The sequence below is a fragment of the Kocuria sp. CPCC 205258 genome (assembly GCF_040981005.1).
In the GTDB taxonomy this organism is placed as follows: domain Bacteria; phylum Actinomycetota; class Actinomycetes; order Actinomycetales; family Micrococcaceae; genus Kocuria; species Kocuria rosea.
In genome coordinates this window covers 43391-66986 of record NZ_JAVKPS010000002.1, presented here as the reverse complement: position 1 = coordinate 66986, position 23596 = coordinate 43391, and the positions used below count along the sequence as shown (strand labels likewise).

At 72.2% G+C, this 23596-nt stretch carries 20 protein-coding genes; 11 read left to right on the top strand and 9 right to left on the bottom strand.

Features of this window, described 5'->3' with window-relative positions:
* The first annotated feature begins 103 nt into the window (after window positions 1-103).
* On the top strand, window positions 104-673 hold the full coding sequence (locus tag RF644_RS03520; protein WP_052132676.1) for a hypothetical protein: 570 nt from the start codon (window positions 104-106) through the stop codon (window positions 671-673).
* A 100-nt stretch (window positions 674-773) separates the two neighbouring features.
* On the opposite strand, the gene RF644_RS03515 is transcribed toward RF644_RS03520, so the two are convergent.
* Together RF644_RS03515 and RF644_RS03510 are read right to left on the bottom strand one after the other, a co-directional pair.
* The gene (locus tag RF644_RS03515) at window positions 774-1979 is read right to left on the bottom strand and encodes an MFS transporter (RefSeq protein ID WP_368795413.1); all 1206 of its coding nucleotides are present in this window, start codon (window positions 1977-1979) and stop codon (window positions 774-776) included.
* Between the two features lie 130 nt (window positions 1980-2109).
* The gene (locus tag RF644_RS03510; protein ID WP_368795412.1) at window positions 2110-3702 is read right to left on the bottom strand and encodes a GntP family permease; all 1593 of its coding nucleotides are present in this window, start codon (window positions 3700-3702) and stop codon (window positions 2110-2112) included.
* 98 nt (window positions 3703-3800) lie between these two features.
* Here RF644_RS03510 and RF644_RS03505 point away from each other — a divergent pair, with 98 nt between their 5' ends.
* A complete protein-coding gene (locus RF644_RS03505; protein WP_368795411.1) occupies window positions 3801-4562 on the top strand; it encodes a FadR/GntR family transcriptional regulator in 762 nt (253 codons plus the stop codon).
* Window position 4563: 1 nt separating this feature from the next.
* Window positions 4564-5340, top strand: a complete 777-nt coding sequence (locus RF644_RS03500) for an SDR family NAD(P)-dependent oxidoreductase (RefSeq protein ID WP_115163398.1) — start codon at window positions 4564-4566, stop codon at window positions 5338-5340.
* Between the two features lie 69 nt (window positions 5341-5409).
* On the opposite strand, the gene RF644_RS03495 is transcribed toward RF644_RS03500, so the two are convergent.
* From RF644_RS03495 to RF644_RS03485, 3 genes are all read right to left on the bottom strand, one after another.
* The gene (locus tag RF644_RS03495) at window positions 5410-6825 is read right to left on the bottom strand and encodes an alpha/beta hydrolase family protein (RefSeq protein ID WP_368795410.1); all 1416 of its coding nucleotides are present in this window, start codon (window positions 6823-6825) and stop codon (window positions 5410-5412) included.
* Between the two features lie 113 nt (window positions 6826-6938).
* A complete protein-coding gene (locus RF644_RS03490) occupies window positions 6939-7415 on the bottom strand; it encodes a MarR family winged helix-turn-helix transcriptional regulator (protein ID WP_035923555.1) in 477 nt (158 codons plus the stop codon).
* Between the two features lie 102 nt (window positions 7416-7517).
* Window positions 7518-8501: an aldo/keto reductase gene (locus RF644_RS03485; RefSeq protein ID WP_368795409.1), complete on the bottom strand. Its 984-nt coding sequence runs from the start codon at window positions 8499-8501 to the stop codon at window positions 7518-7520.
* A 190-nt stretch (window positions 8502-8691) separates the two neighbouring features.
* Between RF644_RS03485 and RF644_RS03480 the strand changes: the two genes are divergently transcribed.
* From RF644_RS03480 to RF644_RS03445, 8 genes are all read left to right on the top strand, one after another.
* Window positions 8692-9732, top strand: a complete 1041-nt coding sequence (locus RF644_RS03480; protein WP_368795408.1) for a LacI family DNA-binding transcriptional regulator — start codon at window positions 8692-8694, stop codon at window positions 9730-9732.
* A 171-nt stretch (window positions 9733-9903) separates the two neighbouring features.
* Window positions 9904-11592 carry a ribulokinase gene (gene araB, locus RF644_RS03475; protein WP_133409799.1) on the top strand — a complete coding sequence of 563 codons (1689 nt, stop codon included), beginning with the start codon at window positions 9904-9906 and terminating at the stop codon, window positions 11590-11592.
* Complete coding sequence (locus tag RF644_RS03470; RefSeq protein WP_368795407.1) at window positions 11589-12341, top strand: L-ribulose-5-phosphate 4-epimerase; 753 nt, start codon at window positions 11589-11591, stop codon at window positions 12339-12341. Before araB ends, RF644_RS03470 begins: the two co-directional genes overlap by 4 nt.
* Entirely contained in the window at window positions 12316-13830 is a 1515-nt protein-coding gene (araA, locus tag RF644_RS03465; protein WP_368795406.1) for an L-arabinose isomerase, read from the top strand. Before RF644_RS03470 ends, araA begins: the two co-directional genes overlap by 26 nt.
* A 128-nt stretch (window positions 13831-13958) precedes the next feature.
* Entirely contained in the window at window positions 13959-15077 is a 1119-nt protein-coding gene (chvE, locus tag RF644_RS03460; RefSeq protein WP_017833605.1) for a multiple monosaccharide ABC transporter substrate-binding protein, read from the top strand.
* An 82-nt stretch (window positions 15078-15159) separates the two neighbouring features.
* On the top strand, window positions 15160-16689 hold the full coding sequence (mmsA, locus tag RF644_RS03455; RefSeq protein ID WP_144835727.1) for a multiple monosaccharide ABC transporter ATP-binding protein: 1530 nt from the start codon (window positions 15160-15162) through the stop codon (window positions 16687-16689).
* A 93-nt stretch (window positions 16690-16782) separates the two neighbouring features.
* Window positions 16783-17946: a multiple monosaccharide ABC transporter permease gene (mmsB, locus tag RF644_RS03450; RefSeq protein WP_031283073.1), complete on the top strand. Its 1164-nt coding sequence runs from the start codon at window positions 16783-16785 to the stop codon at window positions 17944-17946.
* Window positions 17943-18989 (top strand): aldose epimerase family protein, encoded by a 1047-nt coding sequence (locus tag RF644_RS03445; protein ID WP_368795405.1) that lies wholly within the window; start codon window positions 17943-17945, stop codon window positions 18987-18989. The genes mmsB and RF644_RS03445 overlap by 4 nt, the downstream gene beginning before the upstream one ends.
* Window positions 18990-19202: 213 nt before the next feature.
* On the opposite strand, the gene RF644_RS03440 is transcribed toward RF644_RS03445, so the two are convergent.
* The 4 genes from RF644_RS03440 to RF644_RS03425 form a co-directional block, all read right to left on the bottom strand.
* Window positions 19203-20051 carry a formate/nitrite transporter family protein gene (locus RF644_RS03440; RefSeq protein WP_368795404.1) on the bottom strand — a complete coding sequence of 283 codons (849 nt, stop codon included), beginning with the start codon at window positions 20049-20051 and terminating at the stop codon, window positions 19203-19205.
* Between the two features lie 185 nt (window positions 20052-20236).
* The gene (locus RF644_RS03435) at window positions 20237-21178 is read right to left on the bottom strand and encodes a sugar phosphate isomerase/epimerase (protein ID WP_115163405.1); all 942 of its coding nucleotides are present in this window, start codon (window positions 21176-21178) and stop codon (window positions 20237-20239) included.
* An 89-nt stretch (window positions 21179-21267) separates the two neighbouring features.
* On the bottom strand, window positions 21268-22044 hold the full coding sequence (locus RF644_RS03430) for an SDR family NAD(P)-dependent oxidoreductase (protein ID WP_368795403.1): 777 nt from the start codon (window positions 22042-22044) through the stop codon (window positions 21268-21270).
* A 97-nt stretch (window positions 22045-22141) separates the two neighbouring features.
* Window positions 22142-23566, bottom strand: coding sequence for a GntP family permease (locus tag RF644_RS03425; RefSeq protein ID WP_368795402.1), 1425 nt, complete (start codon window positions 23564-23566; stop codon window positions 22142-22144).
* Window positions 23567-23596: the final 30 nt, after the last annotated feature.

Genomic DNA, 23596 nt, shown 5'->3' with positions numbered 1-23596 from the left:
GGGGGACACGCCTCGTCCTGAAGACGGAGGTGCGATCGCACACCGCGGGGGAGGATGGGAGGGCGCATCCTGTGCCGTTGCCGTTCCACCGAAGGAGATCCTCATGAGCAACCCCTATCCCCAGCAGCCCGAGGGCGCCCGCGGCGGCCCGCCGCAGTACCAGGCCGGCGGCGACCAGTACGGAGCCCATCAGGGCGGGCACCCCGGCGCCGCGCCCCCCGAGGTCAAGCGGCTCCTGACCCTGACCCTCGTCTCCGCGGCCGTCTACCTCCTCAACGACATCGTGGGGATCATCGCCGCGACCACCGTGGACACCACCGAGATGTACCGGGAGATGGGCCTGTCCGCCGACCAGATCGCGGCGGCCGACCAGGCCTCGGGCATCGGGCAGATCACCGGCATCGTGATGCTGGTGATCGCCCTGGGCCTGTACGCCCTCGTCTACGTGTTCCTGAAGAAGGGCAAGAACTGGGCCCGCGTCCTGGGCATCGTCCTGTCCATCCTCAGCGTGGTCGGGACGCTGATCGGCCTCCTCGGCGCGATGGCCTACGGCGGGCTGGGGATCGTCCTGCTGGTCCTCGGGCTGGTGCTGGTCGTGGTGAACGTCCTGTGGCTGGTCACCGCGTTCAAGGCCCCGGTCAAGGAGTGGTTCGCCCCGCGCCGCATGGTCTGATCCGCTCCGGCGCCCCTCGGGCGCCCGGCAGTCCCCACCGGAACGCCGCCCGGCCGCCGCGGCCGGGCGGCGTTCCGCCGTGACGGGCGGCGCGGACCGCTCAGCGGCCTGGCCCGATGACGCGGTCGCGCCCGGCGAAGAGGGCCACGACGCACAGCACCGCCATGAGACCCGCCATGAGCAGCAGCGGCGGCTCCCACCGCCCTCCGGCGTCGTAGAGGGCGCCGAAGGCGGCGGGGGCGATCGCGGCCAGCGCGTAGCCCACGGACTGGGCCATCCCGGACAGAGCCGCCGCCTGGCGGTGGTCGGTGGACCGGAGGCTGAACAGGGACAGCGCGACGACGATGAGGCTGCCGCAACCGATCGACCCGAGCACGATCCACAGCAGCGTCAGCTCCGGCGCGGCGGCCAGCCCCGCGAAGGTGGCCAGGGCCAGGGCACTGCCCGCGAAGGCCACGGGCCGCTGGTCGCCCAGCCGGTGCATGAGCGCCCCGGTGCCCAGGCTGGCGCCCATCCCGATCAGCAGGAACAGCGCCATGTGCGTGCCCGCGGCGGTCGCCGAGACGCCGTGGCTGCGCTCGATGCTCGGCAGCCACGCCATGAGCACGTAGAACGCCACCGACTGCAGGCCCATGAACAGGGTGACCTGCCAGCCCAGCGCCGACCGCCACGGGGACCGGTAGGGGCCCGGCTCCGCCGCGGGGGCCGCCGGCCCGGAGCTCCCGGTCCGCAGCCCGGGCGAGAGCACCACCAGCGCCACGACGGCCGGCACCGCCCACACCGCCAGGGCCAGGCGCCAGCCCGCCGGCCCGGCGTGGGCGATCGGGACCACCAGCGCCGAGCCGGCCGCGGCCACCGCGCCCTGGATCGACGTGTACACGCCGGTCACCTGGCTCACGCGCAGCGGGAACTCCCGCTTCACCAGCGAGGGCAGCAGCACGTTGAGGAACGCGATGCCGATGCCGATCACCGCCGTGCCCACCCACACGGCGCCCTCCACCGGGGCGCAACGGCCGGCGATCCCGGCCGCGAGCAGCAGCAGCGACAGCCACAGGGCCCGGTCCAGGCCCGTCCGGGCGGCCACCGCCGGGGCCACGGGGGAGAACAGGGCGAACATGGCCAGCGGCAGCCCGGTCAGCAACCCGGCCTGGCCCGCCGAGATGCCGAGGTCGCGGCTGATCTCCTCGAGCAGCGGCCCCACGGTCACGAAGCCGACGCGCAGGTTGACCGCGATCAGCACCACGCCGAGGAAGCCGAAGCCGAGGCGGGCCCGCCGGCCCGTGGCCGATGACGCGTTGGTGAGCACGGCACACCCTTTCAGGAAGCGGGAGGGAGGATCTCCGGACAGCGTAGACGGGGCGGCGTGCCCCGGCACGCCGCCCCGTCCCGGTCGGAGCCCGGCTGTCCCGCCGGGTCGGGCCATGGTCCGGCCGGGTTCAGCCCAGGATGAGGTTGAGGACGAACAGCAACGGGATGGACCCGGCCCAGACGGCGGTGGTGATCCCGGACCAGCCCTTCAGCGCGTCCGTGCCCTCCAGCCCGGTGAAGCGGGTGACCACCCAGAAGTAGGAGTCGTTGAAATAGCTGAACACCATGGAGCCCGCCGTGCAGGCCACGGCGGCGACGACGGGGTCGATGCCCAGGGTGGTCACCAGCGGCGCCGAGACGGAGGCCGCGGTGATCATGGCCACCGTGCCGGAGCCCTGGGCGATGCGCACGAGGGTGGCGATGAGGAACGGCACGAGGAACGCGGGCAGCGGGGTGGAGGCGATGGCCTCGGCCAGGGCGTCGCCCACGCCGGAGCTGCGGAGCACCTGGCCCAGCGCGCCGCCGGCGCCCGTGATGAGCAGGATCAGACCGGCCGAGGCCGCGGCCTCGGCGAACCAGCCGTGCGCCTTGTTCCGGGGCGTCCACCGGGGCAGGAGCACGTAGAGGGCCAGGACCATGCCGATGATCAGCGCGACCACCGGGTTGCCGATGAAGGCGAACGGGACCGCCCAGGCGGAGGGCTCGTACCCGTCGCCGCCCACGACTCCCTGGGCGTTCTGGTCGATCGCGCCGGTGACCGTGTTGAGGATGATCAGCAGCAGCGGGATGACCAGCGGCAGGGATCCGACGAACGCGCCGATCCGGTGCGGCTCGGCGCCGGCCGGCGGCTCGCCGAGGTCGTGGGACGGCTCCGCGGCGGGCGCCTGGGCAGCCTCGTCGTCGAGACCGTCCCGGGGGCCCTCCTCCAGGTCCGTGCTCCCGACATGGGAGCTGCCCCCGACGCCGGCCGTGGCAACGGTGCCGTAGACGGCCTCGCGCACGTGCTCCTCGATCTTGGGCTCGAGCTGGGGGCCGATCCAGCGCGCGTAGAGGACCACGACGGGCAGCAGGAGCACGGTGAAGGCCAGGCCGACGAGGATGATCGCTCCGATGTCCGCGCCGAGGATGCCGGCCACGGCCAGGGGGCCCGGGGTGGGCGGCACGAGGTGGTGGGTGAGCGTCATGCCGCAGCCCAGCGCCAGGGCGAGGGTCACGTAGCCGGCGCGCTTCACCCGGGCGATGGACCGGGCGAGCGGGTTCATGATCACGTAGCCGGAGTCGCAGAACACGGGGATCGAGACCAGGGCGCCCACGCTGCCCATCGCCCACGGCTCGCGGCCGTGGCCGAAGACGCGGAGGAAGGCGAGGGCGAGCGCGTTGGCGGCCCCCGACACCTCGAGGATCTTGCCGATGCCCACGCCGAGGCCGATCACGATGCCGATCGAGGCCAGCGTGTTGCCGAAGCCGGTGGTGATGGCCGAGACGATGTCGAGCACCGGCTGGCCCGCGACCAGACCGGTGACGAGGGCGGCGATGAGCAGCGCCACGAACGCGTCCAGGCGCGTGCGCAGCACCAGGACGATGATGGTGGCGATGCCCAGCACGAGTGCCAGGAGTAGTTGCAGATCCACGGTGATCGGCTCCTCGGGGACGTGGGACGCCCGGGCTGCTGCCCGGGCGTGGGAATTGACGAGATCGGCGCTCCATGTGAGGCTAGTCACACATATGACGTCTGACAAGAGGCAGGTACGCGCCGTGAACCCCGATCCCGACGTGCGCACCGCTCCCCCCGCGAGGGCCGCGGCGCACCGGCGAGCCGATGGCTAGGAAGTCGCTGGTCGAGGCCGTCGCCGAGGACCTGCTCGAGCGCATCCTCGGGGGCGAGGTGGCCCCGCACGAGGCCCTGCCCCCCGAGGCCGAGATCGCCCGGGAGTCCGACGTCAGCAGGCTCACCGTGCGCGAGGCCCTCAAGGCGCTCCAGGCGCAGAACATCGTCTACGTGCGGCGCGGCCTCGGGACCTACGTGAACCCGCCCGACGCGTGGACCGGCCTCGAGGCGATCCTGAAAGCCGCCTCCCGGGGGGCGACCTCCCACCAGGTGGCGCTGCGGCTGCTGGAGGTGCGGCGCATGGTGGAGACCGGCTCCGCGGAGCTGGCCGCCGTGCACGTCACGCCGGAGGACCTCGCCGCGATGGAGACCGCGGTCCGGGATCTCCAGCGCGCGCACGAGGCGCAGGACCTGGACGAGGTCACCCGCGCCGACATGGCCTTCCACGACGTGGTGCTCCGGGCCTCGGGCAATCCGTTCGTGCCCGTCCTGCTGGCCCAGCTCTCCCAGCTGCTCTACGCCGAGCGGCGGGCGACCTCCGCCTTCCCCGAGGTGCAGCGGCACGCCATCGAGCACCACCGGCTCGTCCTGGAGGCCATCGGCACCCGCGACCCCGAGACGGCGCGCAAGGCCATGGAGGCCCACATCGACCAGACCTACGCCGACTACGAGCACTACATCGGCCGCGTGGCCGCACCCGGCGGTCCCGACCCGGCACCCGGACCCTTTCCCCACAGCACAGGAGACGACTGACATGACCGAGACCATCGCCTTCCCCGCCGAGCGCACCGCCGTGCTCACCGGCGCCGCCTCCCCGCGCGGCATCGGCCGCGCCACCGCCGACCTGCTCGCGAGCCAGGGCTGGAACGTCGCCGTCCTCGACATCGACGGCGAGGCCGCCGCGGAGGCCGCCCAGGACATCGCCGGACGGCACGGGGTGCAGGCCCTCGGGCTGCGCACGGACGTGTCCGACCAGGCCTCCGTGGATGAGTCCGTCGCACGGGTCGAGGCGGAGCTCCCGCCGATCGTGGCCCTCGTCAACCTCGCGGGCATCAGCTCGCCCACGGAGTTCATGCAGGAGACCCGGGAGGCCTGGGACCGGGTCTTCGCCATCAACATGACCGGCACGTTCATGGTGACCCAGCGCGTGCTGGCCGGGATGATCGAGCGCAAGGTCGGCCGCGTGGTCAGCGTCTCCTCGATCTCCGCCCAGCGCGGCGGCGGGACCTACTCCAAGGTGGCCTACAGCGCGTCCAAGGCCGCGATCATCGGCTTCACCCGGGCCGTGGCGCGCGAGATGGGCGAGCACGGGATCACCGTGAACTGCATCGCCCCCGGCCCCGTGGACACCGACATCATGGGCGGCACGCTGAGCGACGAGCGCAAGGCGGACATGTCCAAGGACATCCTGGTGGGCCGTGTGGGCACCGTGCGGGACATGGCGGCCCTGCTCGCGTTCCTCGTGGGACAGGACGCCGGATTCATCACCGCGGCGACCTACGACATCAACGGGGGGCTGCAGATCTCCTAGCCGGACCGCGGACACCGGGCGGGAACCCTGGGGATCCCGCCCGGTGCCCGCATCCTGCAGGGCCCGGGGTCAGGGCGCGGCGTACCAGGTGCGGTCGCCGACGAACTCGTCCGGTCGGTGGTCGACGAAGGCGGCGCCGTCGAGGCCGAGGGACTCGGCGCTGCGCTGGAGCGAGGAGGTCCTGGCGAGGGATCCCCAGCGGCCCGTCTCCAGGCGCTCGTCCATGGCCTCGACGGCGGCGACGTTCTCGGCGACGGTGAAGGTGCAGTGCCCCTCCCGGTCCACGAAGGCCTGCCGGAACAGGGACTGCTCGCCGGCCCGGCGGACCGTCTCGGCGTACTCCTCCTGGTACTCGACCGGGGCCAGCAGATCGACCAGCGTGTGGGTGGCCAGCACGGGGACCTGCAGCTCGCCGGTGGGCGTCGAGGTCCGCAGCATCCACTCCAGGCCGTCCTCGTCCGGGGTGATGTCGGCGCTGCGGCTCAGCGTCCCGAGGTCCGCGGCGAGATCGAGGCCGGCGAGCCGGTACAGGTGCCGGACCTGGTGGCGCTGGTCGGAGGAGCGCAGCAGCCGGGCGTAGTCGACCCCGGCGGTCCAGCCGCTGTCGCCGCCGGCGGCCTCGACGATGGTGTGGCGGCGCTCGATGACGGTCGGCAGGGCCTGCAGCACCAGCTCGGCCTGGGCGGCCGCCAGTGCCTCGGGGTCCTCGGTGTCCACGCCGTCCAGCTCCGTGGGGGTGTGCAGCAGGGCCGCCACCAGGGCGATGCGGGCCCGGCCCTCCGCGGAGCCGCGGGCCTCCTCCAGGGCATCGCGCAGCGCGGCGATCGTCGCGTCGGACTGGCCCGGGGCGGTGAAGCCGGTCAGCTGCACGTCCTGACCCGGCAGCAGCAGCTCCGCCGCGGCGTGGGCGGCATCCAGCTGGTAGTTGTTCAGGGCCACGCCGCCGCCCACCAGCCCGCAGGTGCTGACGGCGCCGTCGATGCCGGCCCCCGGCACCTCCGCCATCAGGCTCGTGACGAGCCCGCCCATGGAGCGGCCCATGGCGATGACCCGGTCGGCCTCGCCGAAGCGCTGCTCGAAGGCCGCCAGGGTGTCCAGCTGGTCCTGGACGGCCGTCTCCAGGGCCCAACCGGTCGCGGCGTAGGACGACGACGCGACGGCGTAGCCCCGGCGGATCAGTTCCTGCGCCGTCGGGTCGAACCCGGCGTCCCAGGCGGGGTTGGCGGGCCCGGGGCGGAAGCCGTGGGCGAACAGGACCACCTTGCCGTTCCAGTCCGCCGGCACCTCCGCCCGCCAGGCGGCACCGTTGTCCAGGGTTCCGGTGGCCACGGTCGGGGCCGCCGAGGCGGCCGTGCCGGGGGAGGCGACGACGGAGGCGTCCGGGGCGGCCACGGCGGGGAGGATGCCGGCGGTGGTGGCGAGAGCGGTGGCCAGGGCGGCGACCGGGACGAGCGCGGTGCGACGGAACCGGGGGGAGCGGACCACGAGATACCTCCAGAAGTGAACAGTTCAGTTAGTGAACTGATCCTGCGCCCGCCGGCCGGGTGTGTCAAGGGTCACAGTCCATGGGAGGTGCCCAGTGCGCGTCCCTCCGGGCGTCAGAAGGCGACCTGTCGCAGCAGGCGCGCCAGATCCTCCCGGTCCTGGGGCCGGAGGTCCCCGAGCGACCTCTCGGCGGCGAGGTCCACCGCCGCCTTGGCGCTGGCGTAGAGCTCCCGCCCCGCACCGGTGGGGGCCACGATCTTGGAGCGGCGATCCCGGGGGTCGGCCTGCCGCTCCACCAGACCGCGCTGCTCCAGCTCGTCGAGGAGGGCCACGGTCTGGCTGGGCTTCATCCGCAGCAGCTCGCCGAGCTCCCGCTGCGTCGGCCCCGTGCCGCTGCAGGCCGCCGCCAGGAGGGAGTAGCTGCGGACCTTCAGCCCGAGCGGGGCGAGCCCCTGGTTGGCCGTCGACGAGCCCAGCGCCGCCGCCCGGGCCATGAGGAAGATCGGTTCCGAGGCCAGGTCGATCTCCGTCAGTCGTGCGAGACCGTCAGGTGCAGGGCCGGGGTGGTCCGCGGCGGGGCTGGGGGACATCGGGGCGGCTCGCTTTCACGGGTGGATCCGGACCATCCTACGAGCTGGAGCCGCCCCGGGCGGCACCGCCCCCGGCGTCGCCCGGGACGGTGCGGGAGGGGCTCACCAGCGGGGGTGGATGTCCGCCCGGAAGTACGCGTCGTAGATCCTGCGGACCCCGGCGTCGATCTCCCGGCCCAGGTCCCCGGTGTCCGCCGCCGAGGCGTTGCCGCGGACCTGCTCCACGCTGCGCGCCCCGGGGATCACGGTGCTGACGCCGTCCTGGGCGATGATCCACGCGATCGCGGCCTGCGCCGTGGTCACCCCGTCCGGAAGCAGCCCGGCGAACTCGCGGACGGCCTCGAGGCCGCGCTGGAAGTCCACCCCGGAGAACGTCTCGCCGACGTCGAAGGCCTCGCCGCCGCGGTTGTAGTTGCGGTGGTCGTCGGCCGCGAACCGGGTGTCCGCCGTGTACTTCCCGGACAGCAGCCCCGAGGCCAGCGGCACCCGGGCGATGATCCCCACCCCGGCCTCCTTCGCCGCCGGCAGCACGGCGTCCAGCGGCTTGAGCCGGAAGGCGTTGAGGATGATCTGGACGGTGGCGGTGCTCCCGCGGGCGATGGCCGCGAGCGCCTCGTCGGTGCGCTCCACGCTGACGCCGTAGTGGCGGATCGCGCCCTCCTGGACCAGGGTGTCCAGGGCGTCGTAGACCTCCTGGTCGCTGTAGACCGGCGTGGGCGGGCAGTGCAGCTGGACCAGGTCCAGGGTGTCGGTGCCCAGGTTCCGGCGCGAGCGGTCCACCCACTGCCGGAAGTTCGCGAGGGTGTAGTTCTCCGGGACCTGGTCCGCGCGGCGGCCCATCTTCGTGGCCACGGTGATGTCCAGGTCGGGGTGCTCGCGCAGGAACGCGCCGATGGTCTGCTCGCTGCGGCCGTCGCCGTAGACGTCGGCGGTGTCGAAGAACGTGACCCCCGACTCCACGGCGGCCTCCAGGACGGCGGTGGCCTCGGCGGGGTCGACGTCCCCCCAGTCCGCGCCCAGCTGCCACGTGCCCAGGCCCACGGTGGAGACCTTCCGTCCGGTCCTGCCGAGTGTGCGTTGCTCCATGCGTAGAATCCCGTTCCGCGATCGGTGGAGGGTCTCCCGGGTGCCCGGGGGACGGCGGCCCGGGTTCCGGGGGCGCCGGGGACCACCATGCGGTGCGACGTGTCCGCCGCGCAAGCACCGGGGGGAGGGAGATCCCTTCCGGGGACCCCTCCACTGGGTCCGTCCGGTGCCGTGCAGTACCGTTCTGGCCATGACCGTCGAGGGTGGTGCGAACTCCGCACGGCCTCCGCGCGCCCCCAACATCCGGGACGTGGCCCGCGCGGCCGGGGTCTCCCACCAGACGGTCTCCCGGGTGATCAACGGGCACCCCGCGCTGCGCGACTCGACCCGGCAGCGGGTGCTGCAGGCCATGGAGGAGCTGCGCTTCCGGCCCAACCGGGCCGCTCGCGCCCTGGTCACGAGCGAGTCGAGGACCATCGGCGCCCTCGTCTCCTCGGGCGCCGAGTACGGCCCGTCGGCCAGCCTCCGGGCGGTCGAGACGGCGGCCGACGAGGCCGGCTACGTCGTGGACACCGCCCACATCGACCACGCGGACCGCGCCTCGATCGAGTCGGCCCTGGACCGGATGGTCGGCCACGCGGTGGAGGGGCTGGTGATCCTCGCGCCGCAGTCGCGCACGCTGGAGGTGATCGAGCAGCTGTCCATCCGGATCCCGTTCGTCACCGTGCACTCCCTGCACAGCGAGGACCACCGGATGTCGGTCGACCAGCTGGCCGGGGCGCGGCTGGCCACCCGTCACCTGCTGGAGCTGGGGCACCACCGCGTGGTCCACGTCCCCGGCCCCGAAGGGTGGGTCGAGACGGACGCCCGCCGCCAGGGCTACCGCGAGGAGATGACCGCCTGGGGGTTCGAGCCCGTGGTGGCCCCCGCCGGGGCGTGGACCGCGGACTCCGGCTACCGCGCGGGGCTCGGACTGCGCGGGCGCCGGGAGTTCAGCGCGGTCTTCTGCGGCAACGACCACATCGCGCTCGGCCTCGTGCACGCGTTGGCCGAGGCCGGGCTGGACGTGCCCGGGGACGTCAGCGTGGTGGGATTCGACGACGTCCCGGAGGCCGCGCACTTCCGGCCGCCGCTGACCACGGTGCGCCAGGACTTCCCCGAGCTGGGCCGGCGCTGCATGGCCGTGCTGCTCGCGGAGCTGCGGGGGGAGCAGCCGGTCCGGCCGGGGGACGTGGAGCCCGTGCTCGTGGTCCGCGAGTCCACGGCCGCGCCCGCCTCCGACCAGGGCTGATGGATTCCCGGCCACGCCGTTACCAAACTGTTATCAAGTGATGTGGGACACGTGCTTCCACGCTGCGGTAGGTTGGCCCGAACATCAGATGTGACCGTTCACATTCCGAGGTGGGCCGGCCGGCGGCCGCCCCTTTCGGAACGTGCGGCTCGAACGACAACGAGGTCCTCCGTGAGCCAGCCCAGCCCAGATCCCACGTACGTCATCGGCGTCGACTACGGCACCCTGTCGGGGCGGGCCGTCGTCGTGCGGGTGCACGACGGCGCCGAGATGGGCTCCGCGGTGCACGAGTACGAGCACGGCGTGATGGACACCGTGCTCGCCGCCACGGGGGAGGCCCTGCCGCCCGAGTGGGCGCTGCAGGTCCCCGCCGACTACGTGGACGTCCTGCGGCACGCGGTGCCCGCCGCCGTCCGCGCCGCCGGGGTGGACCCGAGCGCCGTGGTGGGCGTGGGCACCGACTTTACCGCGTGCACCATGGTCCCCGTCCGGGCCGACGGCACGCCCCTCAACGAGCTGCCCGGCCTGGCGGGCCGCCCGCACGCCTACGTGAAGCTGTGGCGCCACCACGCCGCGCAGGGCCAGGCGGACCGCATCAACGATCTCGCGGCCCGGCGCGGAGAGCGCTGGCTGGCCCGCTACGGCGGTCTCATCTCGAGCGAGTGGGAGTTCGCCAAGGGACTGCAGCTGCTCGAGGAGGACCCCGAGCTGTACCACCTCATGGACCACTGGGTGGAGGCCGCCGACTGGATCGTCTGGCAGCTGACGGGCAGCTACGTGCGCAACGCGTGCTCCGCCGGGTACAAGGGCATCCTGCAGGACGGCGAGTACCCCGACCGCGAGTTCCTCGGCGCCCTGAACCCCGGGTTCGCCGGCTTCGCGCAGGACAAGGTCGACCACCCGATCGGGGCCCTCGGCACGGCCGCGGGCACGCTCAGCGCGCAGGCCGCGGAGTGGACGGGCCTGCCCGCCGGCATCGCCGTGGCGGTGGGCAACGTCGATGCGCACGTGAGCGCCCCCGCCGCCCGGGCCACCGCGCCGGGTCAGATGGTGGCGATCATGGGCACCTCCACCTGCCACGTCATGAGCTCCGACACCCTGCGCGAGGTCCCCGGGATGTGCGGCGTGGTGGACGGCGGGATCATCGACGGGCTCTACGGCTACGAGGCCGGGCAGTCCGGGGTGGGCGACATCTTCGGCTGGTTCACGGCCCACTTCGTGCCGGGGCGGCTCCAGGAGGAGGCCGCCGAGCGCGGGCTGAGCGTGCACGAGCTGCTCACCGAGCAGGCGAGTCGCGAACCGGTGGGCGCGCACGGGCTCCTGGCCCTGGACTGGCAGTCCGGCAACCGGTCCGTGCTCGTGGACCACGAGCTCTCCGGGCTGCTCGTCGGCCTCACCCTGGCCACCCGCCCGCACGAGGTCTACCGCGCCCTGCTGGAGGCCACCGCCTTCGGGACCCGCACGATCGTGGAGGCCTTCGCCGCCTCCGGGATCCCCGTCACCGAGTTCGTGGCGGCCGGCGGGCTGATCAAGAACGCGTTCCTCATGCAGATCTACGCCGACGTGCTGGGCATGCCGATCTCGGTGATCGGCAGCGACCAGGGCCCGGCCCTGGGCTCCGCCATCCACGCGGCCGTGGCCGCCGGCGCCTACCCGGACGTCCGGGCGGCCGCCGCGGCGATGGGCCGGCTCGAGCGCAACGCCTACACCCCGAACCCCGCGCACACCGAGGCCTACTCCGTCCTCTACGAGGACTACACCGCGCTGCACGACCACTTCGGCCGCGGCGGCAGCGACGTCATGCGCCGGCTCAAGGCGCTCCGGCGCAACGCCCGTTCCACCCAGGAGGTCTCCGCGTGAACGCCCTGACGCCCGAGCTCGAGGAGCGGATCGCCCGCGTGCGGCGCGAGGTCGCGGACCTGCACGCCGAACTGGTCCGCTACGGGCTGGTGGTCTGGACGGCGGGCAACGTGTCCGGGCGGGTCCCCGGCACGGACCTCTTCGTGATCAAGCCCAGCGGCGTGAGCTACGACGACCTCGGCCCGGACAACCAGATCCTGTGCGACCTGGACGGCCGGCCGGTCCCCGGCACCCCCGGCGCGGAGCGCTCGCCGTCCAGCGACACCGCCGCCCACGCCTACGTCTACCGGCACATGCCGGAGGTCGGGGGAGTGGTCCACACCCACTCGCCCTACGCCACGGCCTGGGCGGCCCGCGGCGAGGCCATCCCCTGCGTCCTGACGGCCATGGCGGACGAGTTCGGCGGGGAGATCCCCGTGGGGCCCTTCGCGATCATCGGCGACGACTCGATCGGCCGCGGCATCGTGGAGACCCTCTCCGGCCACCGCTCCCGCGCGGTCCTCATGCTCAGCCACGGGCCGTTCACCATCGGCAAGGACGCCCGGGATGCCGTCAAGGCCGCGGCCATGCTCGAGGACGTGGCCCGCACCGTGCACCTCTCCCGCCAGCTGGGCGAGCCGCTGCCCATCGACCCTGCGCACGTCGACTCCCTGTTCGACCGCTACCAGAACGTCTACGGCCAGCAGCCCGCGGCCGTCCCCACCACCCCAGGAGCGCTCACCCGTGAATCCTCTGCCCACCGCCCTTGACCACTACGAGGTCTGGTTCCTCACCGGCAGCCAGGACCTCTACGGCGAGGACACCCTGCGCCAGGTGGCCGAGCAGTCCCGCGAGATCGTCCGCGTGCTGGGCGAGGCCGGGCTGCCCGTCGAGGTGGTCTGGAAGCCCACGCTGAAGGATGCGGACTCGATCCGCCGCACGGCCCTCGAGCTCAACGCCGCGGACGGCGTGATCGGGGCGATCGCCTGGATGCACACCTTCAGCCCCGCCAAGATGTGGATCACCGGCCTCGACGCCCTGCGCAAGCCGCTGCTCCACCTGCACACCCAGATCAACGTCGAGCTGCCGTGGGGCGAGATCGACTTCGACTTCATGAACCTCAACCAGGCCGCGCACGGCGACCGGGAGTTCGGCTACATCCAGACCCGGCTCGACGTCCCGCGCAAGACCGTGGTGGGCCACGTCTCGACCCCCGGCGTCACCGCGCAGATCGCCTCCTGGCAGCGCGCGTGCGCCGGCCGCGCGGCGGTCCAGGGGCTCAGGGTGGCCCGGTTCGGCGACAACATGCGCAACGTCGCCGTGACCGAGGGCGACAAGACGGAGGCCGAGCTGCAGTTCGGGGTCTCCGTGAACACCTGGGGCGTCAACGACCTCGTGGCCGTGGTGGACGCCCAGCCCGAGGACCGCGTGGACGAGCTCGTCGCCGAGTACGAGGAGCTCTACGACGTGGCCCCCGAGCTGCGCCGCGGCGGGCAGCGCCACGAGTCCCTGCGCTACGGGGCCCGGCAGGAGCTCGGGATGCTCCAGTTCCTGGAGGAGGGCGGCTTCGGCGCCTTCACCACGAACTTCGAGGACCTCGGCGGTCTGCGCCAGCTGCCGGGCCTCGCCGTGCAGCGGCTCATGGCCCGCGGCTACGGGTTCGGGGCGGAGGGCGACTGGAAGACGGCCCTGCTGGTGCGGGCGGCCAAGGTCATGGGCGCCGGGCTGCCCGGGGGCGCGTCCCTCATGGAGGACTACACGTACCACCTGGTGCCGGGGGAGGAGAAGATCCTCGGCGCTCACATGCTGGAGGTCTGCCCGAGCCTCACCACGGCGCGCCCCTCCCTCGAGGTGCACCCGCTGGGCATCGGCGGACGCGAGGACCCCGTGCGCCTGGTCTTCGACACCGACGCCGGTCCCGGCGTGGTCGTGGCGATGTCCGACATGCGGGACCGGTTCCGGCTCACCGCCAACACCGTGGACGTCGTGCCCCCGGACGCCCCGCTCCCGAACCTGCCGGTGGCCCGGGCCGTCTGGCGGCCGCACCCCGACCTCGCGACCTCGGCCGCGGCCTGGCTCACCGCCGGCGCCGCCCACCACACGGTCCTCAGCACCGCGGTGGGCGCCGAGGTGATCCGGGACTTCGCCGACATGACCCGGACCGAGCTGCTCGTCATCGACGGCACCACCACCCTGCGGGAGTTCCAGCGCGAGGTGCGGTGGAACGCGGCCTACTACCGGCTCGCCCAGAAGCTCTGAGCGGGACGGCCGGAACGACCATGATGACCAGGACCCCTGACGACCACCACGAGATCTCACCAGCACCGACCTCGCTCGAACACTCCCACCACCGGGCAGTGCGGCCCGGACCGACGAAAGGCACGACCATGACCCCGAAGATCGACCTGAAGAAGACCCTCACGGGGGTGACCGCCCTGACCCTCGCGCTGGGCCTCACGGCCTGCGGCGGCAACCGCGGCGGCGGCGCGGAGGCGGGCTCCAACGAGGGCGCCAAGATCGGCGTGGCGATGCCCACACAGCAGTCCGAGCGCTGGATCGCCGACGGCGAGAACGTCAAGGCGCAGCTCGAGGAGCTCGGCTACGAGGTGGACCTCCAGTACGCCAACGACGACATCCCCACCCAGATCTCCCAGATCGAGAACATGATCAACGGCGGGGCCAAGGCCTTGGTGATCGCCTCGATCGACGGCACCACGCTGACCAGCGTGCTCGACACGGCCGAGACCCAGGAGATCCCCGTGATCGCCTACGACCGCCTCATCAACGAGTCGGACACCGTGGACTACTACACCACCTTCGACAACTACGAGGTGGGCGTGCAGCAGGGCACGTCGCTGCTCACCGGCCTCGGGGTCCTCGACGAGAACGGCGAGCCCACCGGCGAGAAGGGCCCCTTCAACGTGGAGCTCTTCGCCGGCAGCCCGGACGACAACAACGCGACCTTCTTCTGGGACGGCGCGATGGACACCCTCAAGCCCTACCTGGACGACGGCACGCTCAACGTCCCCAGCGGCCAGACGGAGTTCGAGCAGGCCGCCATCCTGCGATGGCTGCCGGACACCGCCCAGGACCGGATGGAGGACCTCATCACGGTGGGCGGCGGCGACCAGCTCGACGGCGTGCTCTCCCCGTACGACGGCCTCTCGATCGGCATCATCTCCGCGCTGCGCTCCGGCGGCTACTCCCAGGACGAGCTGCCCGTGGTGACCGGCCAGGACGCCGAGGTCGGCTCCGTGAAGTCGATCGTCAACGACGAGCAGTACTCCACGATCTTCAAGGACGTCCGCGAGCTCGGCGAGCGCGCGGTGCTCATGGTGGACTCCCTGATGCAGGGCGAGGAGCCCGAGGTCAACGACGAGGAGACCTACGACAACGGCGTGAAGGTGGTCCCCGCCTACCTGCTCGAGTCGCAGATCGTCACGAAGGACAACTACCAGGAGGTCCTCGTGGACAGCGGCTACTACGAGGCGTCCGAGCTCGAGTGATCGCGACCGGCCGGGCGGCACTCCGCCGCCCGGCCGGTCCGTCCCGTCCACCCACCCACCAGCTCGAGACGAGGAGGCCCGCATGAGCGAGCACGTTCTGGAGATGCGCCGGATCAGCAAGTCCTTCCCCGGCGTCAAGGCGCTGCAGGACGTCACCCTGGCCGTCGCCCGCGGCGAGGTCCACGCGATCTGCGGGGAGAACGGCGCCGGCAAGTCCACCCTCATGAAGGTCCTGTCCGGCGTGTACCCGCACGGCACCTACGAGGGGGACATCGTCCTGGAGGGCGAGACCGTCTCCTTCCGGGACATCAAGGACAGCGAGCGCAGCGGGGTGGTCATCATCCACCAGGAGCTGGCCCTGTCCCCGTTCCTGTCCGTCGCCGAGAACATCTTCCTCGGCAACGAGCGCGCCACCCGCGGGTTCATCAACTGGAACGAGACCAACGCCAGGGCCGCCGACCTGCTCCGGCGCGTGGGCCTCGACGTGAACCCCAGCGTCCCGGCCGGGGACATCGGGGTGGGCAAGCAGCAGCTCGTGGAGATCGCCAAGGCGCTCTCCAAGGACGTGAAGCTGCTCATCCTCGACGAGCCCACGGCCGCCCTCAACGACGAGGACTCCGCGCACCTGCTGGGCCTGGTCCGCGGGCTGCGCGAGGACGGGATCACCTGCATCATCATCAGCCACAAGCTCAACGAGATCCGGGCGATCGCCGACTCCGTGACGATCCTGCGCGACGGGCAGACCATCGAGACCCTCAGCCTGCACGACGGGTCGGTCACCGAGGACCGGATCATCAAGGGCATGGTGGGCCGCGAGCTGACGAACCGCTACCCCGAGCGGGTCCCCGACATCGGCGCGGAGGTGCTCCGCGTCGAGGACTGGACCGTGCACCACCCGCAGGAGCACTCGCGGGTGGTGGTGGACAACGCGCACCTGTCCGTGCGGGCGGGCGAGATCGTGGGCATCGCCGGGCTCATGGGCGCCGGGCGCACGGAGCTGGCCATGAGCATCTTCGGGCGCAGCTACGGGTCCAACATCACCGGGCGGATGTACAAGAACGGCGAGGAGATCACGGCGCGCACCGTCAGCGAGGCGATCCGGCACGGCATCGCCTACGCCACGGAGGACCGCAAGCGCTACGGGCTCAACCTCATCGACGACATCAAGCGGAACATCTCCTCGGCGGCGCTGGGCAAGCTCACGTCCGCGGGCTGGGTCGACGGCGGGCGCGAGACGCTCGTGGCGCAGGACTACCGCACCAGCATGAACATCAAGGCGCCCTCGGTGTCCTCGATCACCGGCAAGCTCTCCGGCGGCAACCAGCAGAAGGTCGTCCTGTCCAAGTGGATGTTCGCCGACCCCGACGTGCTCATCCTCGACGAGCCCACCCGCGGCATCGACGTGGGGGCGAAGTACGAGATCTACACGATCATCAACAGGCTGGCCGCGCAGGGGAAGGCGGTGCTGGTCATCTCCTCCGAGCTGCCGGAGCTGCTGGGGATCTGCGACCGGATCTACACGCTCGCCGAGGGCCGGATCACCGCCGAGGTGCCCATCGCCGAGGCCACCCCCGAACGACTCATGCAGCACATGACCAAGGAAAAGGACTGACCCATGGCTTCCACCCTCGTCGACGAGGACCGGGCTCTCGACAGCCGGGGCCCGCAGAAGGCCTCCACCGTGGCCGGCGCCGGCCGGTTCCTCATGAGCCGGCTCCGCCAGATCGGCATCTTCCTGGCCCTGCTGGTGATCGTGACGCTGTTCCAGGCCCTGACCGGCGGCGCGCTGCTGCAGCCGGACAACGTCTACAACATCATCGTCCAGAACAGCTACATCCTGCTGCTGGCGATCGGCATGGTCATGATCATCGTGGCCGGGCACATCGACCTCTCGGTCGGCTCGGTGGCCGCGTTCGTGGGCGCCATGTCCGGGATCATGATCCGGGACTGGAGCCTGCCGTGGTGGGTGGCCCTCGTCGCCGCCCTCGCGGTCGGCGCGCTCGTGGGCGCCTGGCAGGGCTTCTGGGTGGCCTACATCGGGATCCCCGCCTTCATCGTGACCCTCGCCGGCATGCTCGTCTTCCGCGGGCTGACGCAGATCGTGCTCGAGAACCAGCGGATCACCGGCTTCCCGCCGGAGTACCGCCAGCTCGGCGGCGGCTCCCTCTTCCCGGGGCTGTTCCCGCCGGCGACCAACATCCTGGACTGGACCACGGTGGGCATCGGCCTGATCGCCACGGCCATGCTCGTGCTGAGCCAGCTCCGGGGCCGGGCCAACCGCGCGAAGCTCCACCTCGAGGACGAGCCGCGCGCCTGGTTCCTCACGCGGCTGGTCTTCGGCGTCGTCGTCATCCTCGCGCTCACCTTCCTGCTGGCCAGCTCGCGCGGCGGGACGCCGATCGTGCTCGTGGTCCTCGGCGTGCTGGTGGTCGCCTACAGCGCCGTCATGAACCGGACGGTGTTCGGCCGCCACGTGTACGCCCGCGGCGGCAACCTCCAGGCGGCCCAGCTGTCCGGTGTGAACACCAAGCGCGTCGACTTCCTGCTCTTCGTCAACATGGGCGTGCTGGCCGCGCTGGCCGGGCTGGTGTTCACCGGCCGGCTCAACTCCGCCGGGCCGGGCGCCGGAAACCTGTTCGAGCTGGACGCGATCGCCGCGGCGTTCATCGGCGGCGCCGCCGTGACCGGTGGCGTGGGCACCATCATCGGCGCCATCACCGGCGGTCTGATCATGGGCGTGCTCAACAACGGCATGTCCCTCATGGGCGTGGGCATCGACTACCAGCAGTTCATCAAGGGCCTGGTGCTCCTGCTGGCGGTCGGGTTCGACGTGTTCAACAAGCGCCGCGCCTCGAACGCGCTCAAATGACCGCGCCCGCCCCGCAGTCCTTCGGGACGCTGCCCGACGGTCGGGAGGTCACCGCGCACACCCTCGCTACCCCGGGCGGGCTGAGCCTGCGCGTGCTCGACCTCGGCGCCGCGGTCCAGGCCCTGTATATGCCCGGCCCGGCCGGGGGCCCCGGCACCAATGTGGTGCTGGGGCACCCGGACGCCGCCGGCTGCGCGGCACCCCCGGAGGCCTTCCTGGGGGCGGTGGTCGGCCGCTGCGCCAACCGGATCGCCGGGGCCCGCTTCGACCTCGACGGGACCACCGTGGAACTGGCGGCCAACGAGGGCGGCAACACCCTGCACGGCGGCCCCGACGGCTTCCACCGCCGCACCTGGCGGACGGTCTCCGCGAGCCGCGACGTCCTGGTGCTGGAGCTGGTCAGCCCGGACGGGGACCAGGGCTTTCCCGGCGAGGTGGTCCTCCGGGCCCGGTACGCCGTCACGGACGACGTCCTCGCTCTGGACCTGGAGGCCCGCACCGACGCCCCGACCGTGGTCGGGCCCGCGAGCCACGTCTACCTCAACCTCGCCGGGGAGGGGTCGGGGACGGTCGACGACCACACGCTCACCGTCGAGGCTGACCGGTACCTGCCGGTCGGCCGGGACGGGGTACCGCTGGACGGCCTGGCCGCCGTGCGCGGGACGCCGCTGGACCTCACCGCCCCCGCCCGGCTCGGGGACCGGGTGCGGGCGGAGCACCCGCAGATCGCGGCCGTGGGCGGGATCGACCACTCCTTCCACCTGCGCGGCACCGGGCTGCGCGCCGCCGCCCGGCTGGAGCACCCGGCGAGCGGGCGGTCCGTGGAGCTGTGGACCGACCAGCCGGCCCTGCAGGTGTACACGGGCAACGCCCTGGACGGCACCATCACCGGCACCGGCGGGCGCGCCTATCCGCGGGGAGCGGGGATCGCCCTGGAGCCCCAGTACCACCCGGACTCGCCGAACCGGCCGGAGCTCTCCGACCCGGTGCTGCGCCCGGGGCAGACCTACCGCTCCCGCACCGAGTGGCGCTTCCGGTACTAGCGGCCGCCGGCCTTGTTCTCGCGCCGCTTCGCCATGATGCGGCCGAAGACCGCGGTGCCGACCATGAACAGGATCCTTCGCATGCTGGTGCTCCTTCTTCTCGCTGGGGTGCTGCTCGGATGACGTGCCCGGTCCACGCTACGGGGTGTCCCGGCAAAAGGTAAGTGAGCTGAAGAGTTTTCGGCCGAGAGCGAGCACGCCGGGGGCCCCGCGTCAGCGGGTGCGGGGGCGGTAGCCGGCGTCGTCGTTGACGTACGCGTAGTAGAAGCCGATCAGGACCCCGCCGCCCAGGAAGTTGCCCAGGAGGGCGATCCCCACGTTGGCGCCCGCGGCCCCCACGTCGAGTCCGCCCTCCAGTCCCACCACGGTGAACAGGACCGTGTTGGCCACGGAGTGCTCGAGACCCAGGAACGCGAAGAGGAAGACGGCCACGATCATGATCAGGCTCTTCATCAGGTCGTCCTTCACCAGGCCGTTGTAGACGAGCAGCATCGCCAGGTTGATGAGGAAGTTGCACAGCACCGCGCGCAGGAACAGGTCCGTCCACCCGGTGGCGCCGCCGGTGACGAACTCGAGCTTGTGCGCCACGGCGGCCTCCATCTCCGCGTGCGCGGGCCCGTCCGTGATGGTGCTGAAGCGCAGCACCACGGCCACGAGCAGCCCGCCCAGGAAGTTGCCCAGATAGCACAGCCCGAGCAGCCGCACCGCCTTGAACCACGAGGTGCGGCGGTAGTAGGCGCCGATGGAGACGATCATCATGTTGGACGTCAGGAGCTCGGACTTCGAGTAGTAGATGAAGACCAGCGCCCAGCCGAAGGTCACGGCGCCTAGCAGGCGCCCCAGGGGGCGTAGCGTCGCGTCCCCGGCGGGCACGGCGTCGAACGCGGCGACGACGGCGAAGTTCGCGGCGAACAGGACACCGATGATCATTCCCGCCATCCCGGCGCGCTGCAGGTAGCGCCGCGCCAGCTCGCCGGACATGGTCGTCTTGGTCTCCAGCGCCGCGAGGACGGTGCTGATGAACTGCTTGCCCGGGAACAGCTGCTGCGGGTCGGAGGTCATGCTCGGCGCCCGTCTCCAGAGGTGGCCGTGGACCCGGGCGGCGTCCAGGAGCCGCCCGGTGGGACCATCCTAGGCGCGGGCCCGCGCCCCCGGTCCCGGGGACCCGGCGCCGGCGCCGCCACCGGCATCGACGACGGAACGGCCCCGGTGCCGCACCGGAGCCGTTCCGTCCGTCCTGCCGGGGATCATGCCTCCGGGAGCTTGGCCGCGAGGATCCCCCGGATGTAGTCCCGGTTCATGGCCGTCACCGTGAGGCCGTCGCCGCCGTAGTGCTCCACGCACATGGGGCCGTCGAAGCCGGCCTCCAGGGCCATGCCGATGGCCTCGCGGTAGTCGATGAAGCCGAGGGCCAGCGGCGCCGGCGCCGAGGCGTAGGAACCGGTGGCGGGGTCGTGGTCCCGGAAGTAGTTCTTGAGCTGCCAGTAGTTGGTGTGGGGGAGCATCTTGGTCAGCATCTCCCGCCAGTCCTCGACCTCCCGGTGCAGGCGGACGATGTTGCCGATGTCGGGGCACAGCCCCACGTTGGGCAGGTCCACGGCGGTGACGAGCTGCACGGAGCTGTCGGCGGTGCCGAGGAAGGTGCCCTCGTACATCTCCAGCGACACGCTGACCCCCCGCTCGGCGGCGTACTCGCCGAGCTCGCGGAAGCGGGCGGCGGCCTTCTCCCGGTTCTCCGGGGTCTCCTCGTCCTCGGCGCCCTCCGCGAGCCAGAACCAGGTGGCCTGCTTCTGCGGCTCGGTGAACGGGTCGTGCAGCCCCAGGCACACCATGGGCACCTCGAGGTCCGCCGCGGCGTCGATGGTCCGCTTCGTGTAGGCCATGTTCTCCCGGGCCCGGTCCTCGTCCGGGGTGATGACGCTCTTGCGGGTCACGGCGATGTCGCTGAAGGCGAGGTCGTAGGAGCGGGCCGTCTCGAGCAGCCGGCGGCGGCCGTCGGTGTCGAGGTCGGCGGGCCGGACCCAGGAGTCGGTGAGGTCGACGTGGTCGAAGCCCGCGAGGCGGACCTCGCGCAGCGTCTGCTTCCAGGCCTCGGGGCCGGCGGTGGTGCGGTCGCGGCCGTCGGCGGTGGTGCCGGTGAAGTTCAGCAGGGCGGCGCCGATCGGCCAGGTCTCGGGGGTGTGCGGCATGGTTCTCTCCTTGTCGGGCGCCTCGTCGGGCGCCGTGCTGGGTGGTGTCCGGGGTGCGCGGTGGCACCGGTGCTCGGGGCGGTGCGGGCTCACACCATGTGCTTGCCGCCGTCGATGAAGTACGAGGCGCCGTTGACGAACCCGGCCTCGTGGCTGGTCAGGAAGGCGACGAGGGCGGCCACGTCCTCCGGCTGCCCGACGCGGCCGGCGGGGATGCCCGCGGACATGGCGGACTTGCGGTCCTCGGTGAGCGCGCCGCCCATGATGTCCGTGTCGATGGGGCCCGGGACGAGCGCGTTGCAGGTGATCCCGTGCGCTCCCAGCTCCCGGGCGCCGCCGCGGGTCAGACCGAGGACCGCGGCCTTCGCCGCGGCGTACCCGGTCTTCGAGAACGTCCCGCCGCCGTCGTAGGCGGTGATCGAGGACGTGTTGACGATCCGGCCGCCGTGGCCGCCCTCGACCATGCGCCGGGCCGCCGCCTGCATCATGAGCAGCGTGCCCGTGGCGTTGACGTCCATGACCCGGGTCCAGACGTCCTTCGTGAGCTCGAAGAAGGAGTGGGGGCTGGCGATGCCGGCGAGGTTCACCTCGGCGAGCACGGGCGGCAGGTGGGCGTCGATCTCCTCGAACGCGGCGTCCACGGAGGTGGGGTCGGCGACGTCGACCGGGATGCCGCGCACCGGGCTCTCCGTCCGTCCGGCGAGCTCGGCGGCGAAGGAGCGGACGCCGTCGGCGTCGACGTCCAGCACCGCCAGGGCCCATCCCTCCCGTGCCAGGCGGCGGGCGACGTGGCGGCCGATGCCGCGCTCGGCCCCGGCGCCGGTGACCACCGCCGTCCGGTGCGCGGGGAACTGTCCGTCGGTCATGAGAACTCCTTCGGGGCGATCAAATGCGGGGCGATCAGGTGCGTGGCGATCAGGCGCGTGGTGGGTGCCGGGCGTGGTCGTGGTGCCCGTGGCCGGCTCACGCGGCCAGGGCGTAGACGACCCAGGCCAGGGCGAAGGCCATGAAGCCGATCGCGGTGCCGACCACCGACCAGGTCTTCAGCGTGGTCATGGTGTCGAAGCCGCAGAACTTGCCGATGAGCCAGAAGCCCGAGTCGTTGACGTGGGAGAAGGTGATGGAGCCCGCCGCGATGCCGACGACGATGGCGGCCAGCCCGACGCCGGACAGGCCCAGCTCCGCGACGGCGGGGGCCATGATGGAGCCCGCCGTGGTCGCGGCCACGGTGGCCGATCCCTGGGCCACGCGGAAGGCGATTGCCACGAGGAAGCCGGCCAGGATCACCGGGAGCCCCATCGCGTCCAGGCCGCCGGCGATGGTGCCGCCGATCCCGGTCTCGGTGAGCACCCGGCCGAAGGCGCCGCCGGCGCCCGTGATGAGGATGATCGAGCAGACCGGGGCGAGGGCGTGGTCGACCAGGTCCTCCAGGGCGCCGCCGATCGAGCCGCGGCCGCGCCGCGGCCGCAGGTACAGCAGGTACATCGCGAACAGCGTGGCGATCAGCAGCGCGATCGGGGTGTTGCCGATGAGCCGGGACAGCCGGAACAGGACGTTGTCCTCGCCCACGGACCCGCTGGCCTCCAGCGTGGTGAACAGCGTGTTGAAGAAGATGAGCACGAGCGGCAGCAGCAGGACGAAGATGATCGTCCAGAAGCCGGGCCGGGGCATGTCGTCCTCGAGCTCCACCTCGCCCAGGAGGTTCGGCACGGGCATGTCCGGGTAGCGCTTGGCGATGACCAGGCTGAGCCGGTAGCCGGCGAGGTACCACGTGGGCAGGCCGACCAGGAGCGAGACGAGCACGACCATCCCGACGTCGGCGCCCATCACCGTGGCGGCGGCGGTGGGGCCCGGGTGCGGCGGGGTGAGGGCGTGCATCATCAGGAAGGCGCCGATGGAGGGCAGCACGTAGAGCATGAAGGAACCGCCCAGGCGCCGCGCCACCGTGTAGATGATCGGCAGCATCACGATGAAGCCGGCGTCGAGGAAGATCGGGAACGCGTAGAAGAGGGAGGCCACCGCCAGGGCGAGCGGGGCCCGCTTCTCCCCGAACCGCCGCAGCATCGCGTCGGCGAGCACCTGGGCGCCGCCCGAGACCTGGACCAGGCGGCCGAGCACCGCGCCGAAGCCCACGAGCAGGGCCACGTTGCCCACGGTGGTGCTGAACCCCGCGACCACCACGCCCACGACGTCGGCCACGCCGATGCCGGCGGCCAGCGCCGTGAGCAGGCTGATGATGATCAGGGCGAAGAACGCGTGGACGCGGAGCTTGATGATCAGGAAGAGCAGCGCGGCGATGGCCGCGACCGCGATGGCGAGCAGGGCCCACGTGGGCCTCTCCGCCAGGACGAGCGCGTCCGCCGTGGCGGCGGGAAGAAGGATGTGCATAGCTGAATCACCTTTGATCAGAACGCGGAC